At 46.8% G+C, this 11,916-nt stretch carries 9 protein-coding genes (1 of these 9 running past the window's edge); 6 read left to right on the top strand and 3 right to left on the bottom strand.

Going from position 1 to position 11,916, the window contains the following annotated elements; genetic code table 11:
- Positions 1 to 15 precede the first annotated feature (15 nt).
- Positions 16 to 1,077, bottom strand: a complete 1,062-nt coding sequence (gene lptG / locus ACXAC1_RS10190) for an LPS export ABC transporter permease LptG (protein ID WP_475061394.1) — start codon at positions 1,075 to 1,077, stop codon at positions 16 to 18.
- On the bottom strand, positions 1,070 to 2,185 hold the full coding sequence (gene lptF, locus ACXAC1_RS10195; RefSeq protein ID WP_475061395.1) for an LPS export ABC transporter permease LptF: 1,116 nt from the start codon (positions 2,183 to 2,185) through the stop codon (positions 1,070 to 1,072). Before lptF ends, lptG begins: the two co-directional genes overlap by 8 nt.
- A 128-nt stretch (positions 2,186 to 2,313) precedes the next feature.
- Here lptF and ACXAC1_RS10200 point away from each other — a divergent pair, with 128 nt between their 5' ends.
- The 4 genes from ACXAC1_RS10200 (at position 2,314) to ACXAC1_RS10215 (ending at position 7,691) form a co-directional block, all read left to right on the top strand.
- On the top strand, positions 2,314 to 3,771 hold the full coding sequence (locus tag ACXAC1_RS10200; protein ID WP_475061396.1) for a leucyl aminopeptidase: 1,458 nt from the start codon (positions 2,314 to 2,316) through the stop codon (positions 3,769 to 3,771).
- A gap of 277 nt (positions 3,772 to 4,048) precedes the next feature.
- On the top strand, positions 4,049 to 4,522 hold the full coding sequence (locus ACXAC1_RS10205) for a hypothetical protein (protein WP_475061397.1): 474 nt from the start codon (positions 4,049 to 4,051) through the stop codon (positions 4,520 to 4,522).
- 86 nt (positions 4,523 to 4,608) lie between these two features.
- Complete coding sequence (locus tag ACXAC1_RS10210; protein ID WP_475061398.1) at positions 4,609 to 7,392, top strand: valine--tRNA ligase; 2,784 nt, start codon at positions 4,609 to 4,611, stop codon at positions 7,390 to 7,392.
- 68 nt (positions 7,393 to 7,460) lie between these two features.
- The gene (locus ACXAC1_RS10215; protein ID WP_133564331.1) at positions 7,461 to 7,691 is read left to right on the top strand and encodes a cold-shock protein; all 231 of its coding nucleotides are present in this window, start codon (positions 7,461 to 7,463) and stop codon (positions 7,689 to 7,691) included.
- Positions 7,692 to 7,748: 57 nt separating this feature from the next.
- Here the strand turns inward: ACXAC1_RS10215 and ACXAC1_RS10220 are convergent, their stop codons facing one another.
- Positions 7,749 to 8,159, bottom strand: a complete 411-nt coding sequence (locus ACXAC1_RS10220; protein WP_475061399.1) for a CBS domain-containing protein — start codon at positions 8,157 to 8,159, stop codon at positions 7,749 to 7,751.
- Positions 8,160 to 8,207: 48 nt separating this feature from the next.
- On the opposite strand from ACXAC1_RS10220, the gene tadA reads away from it, so the two are divergent.
- Both tadA and purL read left to right on the top strand, forming a co-directional pair.
- Complete coding sequence (gene tadA, locus ACXAC1_RS10225) at positions 8,208 to 8,744, top strand: tRNA adenosine(34) deaminase TadA (protein ID WP_475061400.1); 537 nt, start codon at positions 8,208 to 8,210, stop codon at positions 8,742 to 8,744.
- Between the two features lie 104 nt (positions 8,745 to 8,848).
- A protein-coding gene (purL, locus tag ACXAC1_RS10230) for a phosphoribosylformylglycinamidine synthase (protein ID WP_475061401.1) crosses the window boundary here: on the top strand, positions 8,849 to 11,916 show its 5' portion. 829 nt of this gene lie beyond the right edge of the window; the window shows 3,068 of its 3,897 coding nt (coding positions 1–3,068); its start codon is at positions 8,849 to 8,851; its stop codon lies beyond the right edge, outside the window.

Genomic DNA, 11,916 nt, shown 5'->3' on the forward strand with positions numbered 1-11,916 from the left:
TTTGATCTGTCTGTTTTAGTGGCGGCGCTTGAGTAAATACAGTCCCACTACAAAGCACACTAGGATGGGTAGAGAGATGCCTATTAGTGGCGGCAATGAGCTGACTAGGCTGAGTCGCCCCATGATGTAAAGTGTATTCTGGAAAGCAAGACCAATTAGAACGCCTGAGAAAATTCTACCGCCCATGGTTGATGAGCGTAGTGGTCCAAAAATAGTGGAGATCGCTACAATCACTAACGCTAAAGACGACAGTGGGCGGAACACTTTACTCCAGAATGCCAGCTCATATTCTCCTGCATTTAATCCCTGTTCCTTCAAAAAGCTGGAGTATTGATAAAGCTGTGATAAAGATAGGCTATCGGGTTTTTGAGTGGATAAGTACAAGAAATCCGCCTTAAGCGATGACTGCCACTCAAGTGTCTTATCATGGCTGATGAGGACCTGACTTTCCGTAAACGTTGAGCTGGAAATATTATGTAACGTCCAAAGGTTGTCCGTTTCTTGGGTAGCACGTTTTGCTGTTCTAATGGCTTGTAGCTGGTCGTTCTCTCGGTCATAAATCGTGATGTTGTAAAGGTTGCCATCTCGATCTGCAGCATCAATGTAGACGTAATCGCCATTTGCTTTTAACCAGCTGCCACCTGTAATCGCGAAATCGTTATTAACCCCGACCTGCAGTTTGTCCACTAGGTTGGCTTTTTGTTCAGCAATAGGGGAAACGTATTCAGCAACCAGCAATCCGACAATGGCAAGGGCTAGTACAGGCTTACAAGCTGAATAACCAATGCGCCAAAGCGGGATGCCTGCTGCTCGCATGATTGTGATTTCAGAGGTCGAAGCCAATGCGCCCAAGCCAATAAGTGTTCCAATAAGCGATGATACGGGGAGATACTCGGCGAGCTTGCCTGGTATTTGGAGTCCTAATACTTGTATGAGTGTTGTGGCCGTGTATTGCTCGTTGACCTTTTTGACTTCTTCGATGAACGTGATGGCAAAGTCTAATCCAAGTAATACAAACGCTACCAAGCAAACGGCTAGGAAAACACTCTGGCCAACATAGCGATCTAACTTACGCATGGGACCCTCCGTTTGTAGCAGGCAACTTGGCGGCTTTGCGAGAAAATATTTGGTTAAACATCATAAAGGTATAAAGCGCGATCAAACCAAATAAACCGTGTACCCACCACATGCCATATTGTAGGGGGATGATTTGTTTCTCCAGTGCTGTGCGTCCCCAAATAAGTAGGCCTAAATAGGTGATCAGCAAGATGATGGCGGGAAGCATTTTAAAGAATCGCCCCTGTCGCGGGTTAACTTGGCTCAGCGATAAGCCAATGATTGCCAGGATTGGGACGATCACAACGAGGCCAATGCGCCAGTGAAGTTCGGCGATCAGTTTGGGGTCATTAGAGTTTAGTAGCGCCAAAGTGGGTTGTGCTTTCTCATCGGTAATTTCTCCTGCGGGAGAGTCTTCGATACGAATGGCATAGGTATCAAAGGTTGTAACACGATAATTGCCAGTGCCAGGTTTACCTTCATAGCGTACGCCTTGTTTTAGCACTAGGTATTGCAGGCCGTCGTGTTCAGGAAAGCGGACTAACTCACCATAACGGGCAAGCGTTTGCGTTGGTATTTGTTGATTGGCGTTGGTTGAAATATCGGAGATAAAAAGATTCTCCATCCAACCTTCGTCTGCGGTGAACTGCTCTACATAAGTGGCTTTTTGTCCACGCCCTTCAAACTTGCCTGCTTGCAGAAAATCGAATGCTGTGAGCTTGTCTTGTTCTTGAGTGATTTCTTGAGCCTTATACTCAAACGCAGGTGAGATCCAAAAGTTGATCGCGGCGGATAGCATTGTAATAAAAAATGCGATTCCTAGAGTGTATCCTGCTAATTTGATTTTGCTGATGCCGCTGGCAAACAAAATGGACATTTCATTCTCAATGTATAAACGTCCATATGCTAATAATAGCGACAGGAAAAAGGCTAAGGGTAAAATGACTTGTATAAAGCTAGGGACATGTAGCCCTAGCAAGATGAAAAGGAAGTCGAAGCTCATTCGGCCTTCGGCGACGCGACCTAAATAGTTAAATATGCGTCCACTTAAAATGACAAGAAGTAAGATGAGGGTCACTGCTGCGGTTGACACCAACACTTCTTTAGCCAAGTATCTGAATAGTTTCAAAGGAACCTCTACTGGAGTTCTAGCGTGACTTCAGGTGATCGCTACTAAAAATTAAACGGCCAGTATTATCTCGATAGTTGCCGTAGGTAGCCAGTATTTTAGAAAGATTATTGAATTGGATGGGAAATATGAAAACAGAATTGTTCAACAATGTTGCTGATGTGCAAGCTGACCTGCTCGTGGTTTTTGTTCCAAGCGAAGGTGCATTGCCTGCAGCAACGGCTCAAGCGGATGAAAAAGTTAATGGTCAAATTACCGCGCTACGCGAACAAAGCGTTTTCAAAGGTTCAGTTGCTCAAACGCTTCTATTGCCAAGTGTTGTAGAAGGTCAACCATCGTTATTATTGGTTGGAACGGGTAAAGATGCACTGTCTGACATGAATGTTAAAAAAGTGGCAGCAGCGGTTGGTAGTCAAATTAAGTCGCTACCGTATGCGACCGTTGCGGTTGCAGCAAGTGCTCTGACTGTAAAAGAACGCAGTGCTGACAATGTAGTAACGCTCCTTGCTCAATGGCTGAACGAAGCATTCTATGAGTTCTTAGGCTTCAAGAAATCTGATGCCGAGAAAGTTAATAAAGTTGAAACGTTGCTAATCGAAGGCGCCAATGAAGATGCACTTAAAGTAGGTGTAGCGACGGCTGCGGGTTCTGCATTTACTCGCCAGTTAGGTAATTTGCCAGGCAACGTTTGTACGCCAGCTTACCTTGCTTCAAAAGCTCAGCAGTTAGGTGAAGACTACGACATCGAGATCGAATTGCTAGACGAAACCAAAATGGACGAGCTGGGCATGCACTGTCTACTGTCTGTCGGTCGAGGTAGCGATCAGCCAAGTTACCTAATCGTCATGCATTACCGTGGCGGTAAAGAAGACGAAGCGCCGCATGTATTGCTGGGCAAAGGTATTACCTTTGATACAGGTGGTATTTCATTGAAGCCAGGCGCGAAAATGGATGAAATGAAGTACGACATGTGCGGTGCGGCAAGTGTGTTTGGTACGATGAAGGCTATCTGTGAGCTTAAGCCTGCATTGAACTTCACGGCTGTGATTGCTGCGGCTGAGAACATGCCAAGTGGTCGTGCAACGAAACCAGGCGACATTGTGAAAACTATGTCAGGTAAGACGGTTGAAGTATTAAACACAGATGCTGAAGGCCGTTTGGTGTTATGTGATGCGCTAACGTACATTGAGCGCTTTAAGCCTCAATCTGTTGTGGATATCGCAACCCTAACCGGTGCATGTATTGTGGCGCTTGGTAGTGTGAATACGGGTATGTATGCCAACAAACAAGAAGTAGCGGATGCCTTAAAAGCAGCTGGTAAAGATGCTGCCGATAAACTATGGCAAATGCCGTTAGATGAAGAGTACCAGCAGCAGTTAGACAGTAACTTTGCGGATATGGGCAACATTGGCGGTCCTGAGGCCGGCTCGGTAACGGCAGCATGTTTCTTGTCTCGCTTTACGGAAAGTTACCCTTGGGCGCATTTAGACATTGCGGGTACGGCATGGACTGGTGGTGCTGCAAAAGGTGCGAGTGGTCGTCCGGTGGGTCTACTGACACAATACTTGTTAAATAAAGCGCACTAAACGGCTTTATTCCAAGCGAATACACTGGCCCCAGTTGTGGAAACAGCTGGGGCTTTTTAATTTTTGCGGTAAAGAGTTCGGCGGCGCCAGCAAAAATAAGCAGGCCTGTACCTATTGCGAATAGTATGGTGGGTATAGGTGTGTGAGATCATGCTTAAGTAGGGTGGACTTTTTGGGTTGGCAGTGCGAAAGTTGTACAACTTTAATGCTGAACTTTTAAGTACAACCTAGCTGGGGTATCTCGCGTACTCTTTGCATACGTTATTTGTGGTTTTCTATGTCTGATGTGCTTTCTGATGCTCAAATGTACTTGTCGGAACCTGATGAAACGGTTCTGACGGCTGCGCTTCGTAATAAAGATGATATTCCTATCCTGATGGATATTGTTGGAGAAGATGACGATGAAGTGTCGGTTGTATCAGTAAGCCAAGAAGCTCACTTGAAAAACTCCCTTGCTTACGAGGAGCAGGATGTTGCTTTACCGGATAGTGTTGAGACACCCGTTGAAGCCATTACGGACGTTGTTGAGCCATTGGAAGCGACCCTTAAGGAATTCCTTGCTGAGGAGTCATCTAACGGAACATTGAGCAAGGCATCCGATGAACACAGTGTCGTACAGATATCAGAAAAAGAGACTTCATATACAGATCAATCACTGGTCGCCCTAGCGATACAGCGTGTACTAGAGAAACGTTTACCAGACCTAGTGACTGAGGTCTTGCAGGAAATTGAGCGAGACAAACATTCTTAATGTATTGGCGGCTTTCTCGCTCGCCATGTAAGCGTTATAATTCCCACAACTTTATTTTTGCCATCCAAGAGCTTTAAGACACCATAATGGAAAAGACTTACCAACCTCAAAGTATCGAACAGCCAATTTACCAGCGCTGGGAAGATCAAAACTATTTCGCCCCAAGCGGTACTGGCACGCCATTTTCTATCATGATTCCACCGCCAAACGTCACGGGTAGCCTACACATGGGTCACGCGTTCCAGCATAGTTTGATGGATGCCATGATTCGTCGTGCACGTATGCAAGGTAAGCGCACATTATGGCAGCCAGGTAGCGACCACGCGGGTATCGCGACGCAGATGGTAGTTGAGCGTCAATTGGCAGCACAAAATCTAACGCGTACTGAACTGGGCCGTGAAAAATTCCTAGAGAAAGTCTGGGAGTGGAAGGGGCAATCAGGCGGTACTATCTCTGATCAAATGCGTGTCTTGGGTGATTCGGTTGATTGGAATAAAGAGCGCTTTACTATGGACCCAGGCATGTCTGCCGCGGTTCAAGAAGTATTCGTTCGTTTATACGATGAAGGCATCATTTACCGCGGTCAGCGTCTTGTAAACTGGGATCCTAAACTGCACACCGCGATCTCTGACCTAGAAGTATTGTCTGAAGAAGAAAATGGCTTCATGTGGCATTTCCGTTACCCGCTAGCGGATGGCGTGAAAACAGCGGAAGGTAAAGACTATATTGTTGTCGCAACGACGCGTCCTGAAACCATGCTAGGGGATTCTGCTGTAGCGGTTGCGCCAGATGATGAGCGCTACGCTGATTTGGTAGGTAAAGAAATCCTATTGCCGTTGGTTGATCGTCGTATTCCGATCATTGCCGATGAATACGTAGACAAAGAGTTCGGTACTGGCTGTGTGAAAATCACTCCTGCGCACGACTTCAATGACTACGAAGTAGGTAAGCGTCATAACCTACCAATGCTAAACATCTTTACTGATGATGCTGCGATCAACAACGATGCCCCAGAAAAGTACCGTGGCCTTGATCGTTTTGATGCCCGTAAAGTCATCGTGAAAGACTTCGAAGAGCTAGGCCTGCTTGAGAAGATTGATGATCACAAACTAAAAGTGCCTCGTGCAGAGCGTGGTAACACAGTGGTTGAACCCTACCTAACCAATCAATGGTATGTAGCGGTTGAATCATTGGCTAAACCAGCGATCGAAGCAGTTGAAAACGGTGATATCCAGTTCGTACCTAAGCAATGGGAAAACACTTACTTTGCGTGGATGCGTGATCTTCAAGACTGGTGTATTTCTCGTCAGCTTTGGTGGGGGCATCAGATCCCAGCTTGGTACGACGCAGAAGGTAACTTCTATGTAGGTCAAGACGAAGCGACGGTTCGTGCTAAGTACAACCTAGCAGCAGACCTTGAGCTGACTCAAGACGAAGACGTACTAGACACTTGGTTCTCTTCCGCGTTATGGACTTTCGCAACACAAGGTTGGCCGGAGCAAACGGAAGATCTAGACCTGTTTGGTGAGTCGGATGTTTTGGTAACAGGCTTCGACATTATTTTCTTCTGGGTTGCTCGTATGATCATGATGACCCTGAAGTTCACTAACAAAGTACCGTTTAAAACCGTTTACATCACCGGACTGATCCGTGATGAACGTGGCGACAAAATGTCTAAGTCGAAAGGTAACGTGATCGATCCATTGGATTTGATCAATGGTATCGATTTAGATGCGCTGGTTGCAAAACGTACTTACGGCATGATGCAGCCGCGCTTGGCGGAAAAAGTTGAGAAAAACACTCGTGAGGCTTACCCAGAAGGTATGCCTGCGTACGGTACTGATGCATTGCGCTTTACTTTGTGCTCGCTCGCATCAGGTGGTCGTGACATCAAGTTCGACTTAAACCGTTTAGAAGGTTACCGCAACTTCTGTAACAAGATTTGGAACGCCGCTCGTTACGTATTGATGAACACAGAAGGCAACGACTGTGCGCAAAACGGTGGCGAAGTGGAGTTGTCTCTAGCGGATAAATGGATCATATCTCGCTTGCAGCATGCGGAAGATGCGGTGAATAAAGCTTACGACACGCACCGTTTTGACTTGGCGGCGCAAGCTATCTATGAATTCATGTGGCATGAGTACTGTGACTGGTATCTAGAACTGTCGAAACCAGTGCTTTGGGATGAAAATGCCTCACCAGCACAGCTTGCAGGCACTCGTCGTACATTGGTTCGTGTATTGGAGGCATTCCTTCGTCTTGCACACCCAATGATGCCGTTCATTACAGAAGAGATCTGGCAACGTGTTGCTCCGCTAGCGGGTCAAACGGGCGAAACTGTCATGACGCAAACGTTCCCTGAAACAGAAGCTGCTAAGATTGATGTAGAAGCAGAAGCTGATGTGGAATGGCTAAAAGGCGTTATTGAAGGCGTTCGTAATATCCGTGGTGAGATGAATATTGCACCATCTAAGCCATTGGAGATTTTCTTCCGTAATGGCTCTGCGCAAGATAAGGCGCGCATGGAAGCTAACTTGGCATTCTTACAGAAGCTGGCGAAGATTGAGTCGATCACTTGGCTGGAAGCTGGTGAGGAAGCGCCAATGTCTGCTACGGCGTTGGTAGGCGAGATGGAAGTGTTGGTGCCTATGGCAGGCCTAATCGACAAAGAAGCAGAGCTTGCACGTCTACAAAAAGAAATCGATAAAGCGAGTAAAGATCTTCAGCGCATTGAAGGCAAGCTTGGAAACGAGTCTTTTGTAGCAAAAGCGCCGGCGGCGGTTGTTGAGAAAGAAAAAGCGAAGTGTGAAGACTTGAAGTCGGTTGTTGCGAAGTTTGAAGAACAAAAAGCAAGCATCGAGTCGCTGTAATCTAATGAACTCAGGTGGCGCTGGCGTCACCTGAGTGGTTGGCTCAGAAAAATAACAAGAGGTGGTCAATGGCAGAACGATTTTTCGGTAAGGTACGCTGGTTTAATGACACGAAAGGGGTTGGATTTATCAAGCGCGATGATTTCCCTGATGTGTTTGTGCATTACAAGTCGATTTTGTCAGATGGGCATAAAACGTTAAAAAAGGGTCAATACGTAAGTTTTGCGATTACAGAAACGGATTTTGGTACCCAAGCTGCAGATGTCACCTTGGAGAAGAAACCAACCGCTGATATTTAACGAATTAGAAAGAAAAACCAGCCATCGGCTGGTTTTTTTATGTGTCCAAGAAAGTGTTTAAAGCATGCTGTGGGCAAGCTTCACAAAGTCCACGGGGCTTAGAATGCCCACTAGTTTACCGTCTTCAACCACTGGTAAGCTGCCATATTTATTTTCAATAAAAAATTCAGCGGCGGTTTTTAATGACAAGCTTGGCTCTATGCTCAGAATGTCTTTATTCATGGCATTGCGTACAGGTGTTTGTTCCTCTTTCTTAGTCAGTTGTTGTGTACCAAATTGGCTCACTAAGTAAAAGGCGTGTTTAAGGTACTCTCTTTGAGTTAGCATGCCTACGCAGGAGCCCTCATCATTAACGACTGGCAGGTTTCTAATGTTCTTTTCTGCCATCATAGCTTTGGCTTTGGCCATTGAGTCGCCTTCTTTAAGAGTGACTAAATTGGTGATCATTAAATCAGCTACAGTTTGCACGCTTCAAACTCCTTGTATAATGGTTTCCTTGAGTGTAGGAGATTTGAAATGCCCAGTGCAATAGACCCGAGTCATTCTCAGTCAGAGATTGATGCATTTTGGATGACGAAAGCCCTAGAACTAGCAGCGAAAGCTGAGGCGGAAAGCGAAATCCCCGTTGGTGCCATTGTTGTGCTGGATGGTGAGATCATCGGCCAAGGTTTTAATTCACCGATTCTTACTTGTGACCCGACCGCCCATGCGGAAATTCAAGCAATTCGCGATGCTTGTAAAAACGTCAATAACTATCGTTTGCCAGCAGCTACCTTATACGTCACGTTAGAGCCTTGCTCTATGTGCGCTGGTGCTATTGTGCATAGCCGTATTGCTCGAGTCGTGTATGGTGCGACTGAACCAAAGAGTGGTGTGGTTGAAAGTCAGCAGCAGTTTTTCTCGCACTCGTTTCTGAATCATCAGGTCGAGTCATCTGGAGGTGTGCTAGCGGAGCAAGCCAGTTCTCAGCTTTCAAACTTTTTTCAGTATCGTCGTGAGCAAAAAAAGCGCTTAAAACAACAAGCTAAAGCACAAGTTGGCGATACTGAGTAAGGAAAGTCGTCATATTGAGCAGACTATGCTGGCTTCAAAACGCCCCAATGATTTAAAATACGCGCAAATTTTTCCCCAAACTACCACATGAGGCAAAACTCGACATGCTGACTCTGCATGGTTCCGCAGCGCTTTCTGCGTTTCGCAAAGCTAAGCTTTTAGCAGGTCTACAAGATCTGTATCCATCCATCACAGATATCGATGCTCAGTTTCTACATTTTGTTGAACTAAAGTCAGGTCAGGCGCTGACTGCAGAACAACAAGCGGTGTTGGAGCAGGCGCTGACTTACGGTGCTAAGTCTGCGCCGATTCAAGTATCTGATCACTACGTTTTGGTAGTACCACGTCTAGGCACTATTTCTCCATGGTCTTCTAAAGCAACGGATATCCTGCATAACTGTGGTCTTGAGCTAGTTGAGCGTGTTGAGCGTGGAGTTCAGTACTTTATACATGCAAATGAAGCCTTATCTGATGCTCAACGTGGCGAAGTTGCAGCACTGCTTCATGATCGTATGACTGAGAGCGTACTGTTAGATGTAGCGGCGGCACAAACGATGTTCAGCCACGCAACACCTGTACCAATGACCAGCGTGGATGTGCTAGGCGGCGGCCGCGAAGCATTGGTAGAAGCTAACCAAAAACTTGGTCTGGCTTTGGCGGAAGACGAAATTGACTACTTGGTAGAGTCATTCAAAGAATTGGGTCGTAACCCAAATGACGTAGAACTAATGATGTTTGCCCAAGCAAACTCTGAGCACTGTCGTCACAAGATCTTTAACGCTTCTTGGACAATCGATGGCGAAGAACAAGAGCGTTCTTTGTTCAAGATGATCAAGAACACCCACGAACATAACCCAGATGGCACTTTGTCTGCGTACAAAGATAATGCTGCGGTGATGGAAGGTCACAAGGCAGGTCGTTTCTTCCCGAACTCTGAAACTCGTGAATACGATTTCTCGCAAGAGAACATTGATATTCTGATGAAGGTTGAAACCCATAACCACCCGACAGCGATTGCTCCATTTGCCGGTGCAGCCACAGGTTCTGGTGGTGAGATCCGTGACGAAGGCGCGACAGGTATCGGTGCTAAGCCAAAAGCGGGTCTTACAGGTTACACGGTTTCTGACCTTAAACTTCCTGGTTTTGAACAACCATGGGAAAGCCAATACGGCAAACCAAGCCGTATCGTGACACCACTGGATATCATGATCGAAGGTCCTATTGGTGGTGCTGCTTTTAACAACGAATTCGGCCGACCAAACCTACTCGGTTACTTCCGTACTTTCGAACAGAAAGTAAAAGGCCCAACGGGTGACGAAGTTCGCGGTTACCACAAGCCAATCATGCTTGCCGGCGGTATCGGTAACATCCGTCGTGAGCACGTTGAAAAAGATGAGATCCAAGTAGGTTCTAAACTAGTCGTACTAGGTGGTCCTGCTATGTTGATCGGTCTAGGTGGCGGCGCAGCTTCTTCTATGGCCTCTTCTGACGGTAACGAAGATCTAGATTTCGCCTCTGTACAACGTGGTAACCCAGAAATGGAGCGTCGTTGTCAGGAAGTTATCGACCGTTGTTGGCAGCTTGGTGACAAGAACCCAATCAGCTTTATCCACGACGTGGGTGCTGGTGGTCTATCTAATGCTCTACCAGAGCTTGTAAAAGACGGCGAGCGTGGCGGTAAGTTCGATCTACGTAAGGTATTGAACGACGAACCAGGCATGTCACCACTAGAGATCTGGTGTAACGAATCGCAAGAACGCTACGTCATGGCAATTCCTGCTGACCGCATTGATGAGTTCGCTGCGATCTGTGAGCGTGAGCGTTGTCCGTTTGCTGTGGTTGGTGAAGCGAAAGAAGAACTACACCTGGAAGTGGAAGATCCACACTTTGACAACAGCCCAGTTGACCTACCAATGTCAGTACTATTTGGTAAGCCACCTAAGATGCACCGTGAAGCGACTAAAGCCGATGTTAAAGGCGATGACTTTGACGGTTCTGAAGTTGAACTTGCTGAAGCAGCAAAACGAGTTCTTAGTCTGCCAACGGTTGCGTCTAAGAGCTTCTTGATCACTATCGGTGACCGTACAATCACAGGTATGGTGGCGCGTGACCAGATGGTTGGTCCATGGCAGGTACCTGTAGCGGATGTTGCCGTGACGACTTCGTCACTAGACAGCTACACTGGTGAAGCAATGACCATGGGTGAGCGTACACCTGCTGCTCTGTTGAATGCGCCAGCGTCTGGTCGCATGGCAGTGGGTGAGGCGCTAACGAACCTTGCGGCAGCGAAAATCACCAAACGTAACCACATTAAGCTATCGGCAAACTGGATGGCGGCCGCGGGTCACGCAGGTGAAGACGAGAAGCTATACCAAACTGTAAAAGCAGTCGGTATGGAGTTATGTCCTGCATTGGATATCGCGATCCCTGTTGGTAAAGACTCTATGTCTATGAAGACGGTATGGAAAGAAGACGGCGAAGAAAAAGCCGTTACTTCACCATTGTCTCTAGTGATTTCAGCGTTTGCGCCAGTGGAAGATGTTCGTAAGACTCTAACGCCTGAGCTTAAGAAAGCTGACAGCCAATTGATCCTGTTGGATCTTGGTGCGGGTCAAAATCGTCTAGGTGGTTCGGTGCTTGCTCAAGTATTCAACAAAGTAAGTAACGCAACACCTGACGTTGACAATGCAGCAGTACTGGCTGGCTTCTTCGATACGACTCAAGCCTTGAATGCGGAAGGTAAGTTGCTTTCTTACCACGACCGTTCTGACGGTGGTCTATTCGCAACGCTGACAGAAATGTCGTTTGCTAGCCACATCGGTCTAGACGTTGATCTAACAAATGTAGCGAAAGATAAAGCATCTCTAGCAGCAGCGTTGTTCAACGAAGAGCTGGGTGCGGTCATCCAAGTCGCGAACAGCGAAGTGGATGCAGTCCTAGCGGCTTACCAAGCAGCGGGTGTTTCTGCGACAGCGGTTGCTACACTAAACGATAGCGATACCTTGAACTTCGCTTTCCAAGGTGAGCAAGTGCTTTCTCAAGATCGTGTGACTTGGCAGCGTACTTGGTCTGAAACAAGCTACCGTATCCAGGCACTGCGTGATAACCCTGAATCAGCACAGCAAGAATTCGATAACTTGCTAGATGCGAAAGACCCTGGTTTATCTGCGAA

The sequence above is a fragment of the Marinomonas sp. AWM4_232 genome (assembly GCF_056158325.1).

Bases quoted from the DNA above. Each gene is read 5' to 3' on its own strand.
- lptG (WP_475061394.1), bottom strand. From the start codon at position 1,077: ATGCGTAAGTTAGATCGCTATGTTGGCCAGAGTGTTTTCCTAGCCGTT.
- ACXAC1_RS10200 (WP_475061396.1), top strand. From the start codon at position 2,314: ATGAAAACAGAATTGTTCAACAATGTTGCTGATGTGCAAGCTGACCTG.
- ACXAC1_RS10205 (WP_475061397.1), top strand. From the start codon at position 4,049: ATGTCTGATGTGCTTTCTGATGCTCAAATGTACTTGTCGGAACCTGAT.
- ACXAC1_RS10210 (WP_475061398.1), top strand. From the start codon at position 4,609: ATGGAAAAGACTTACCAACCTCAAAGTATCGAACAGCCAATTTACCAG.
- ACXAC1_RS10215 (WP_133564331.1), top strand. From the start codon at position 7,461: ATGGCAGAACGATTTTTCGGTAAGGTACGCTGGTTTAATGACACGAAA.
- tadA (WP_475061400.1), top strand. From the start codon at position 8,208: ATGCCCAGTGCAATAGACCCGAGTCATTCTCAGTCAGAGATTGATGCA.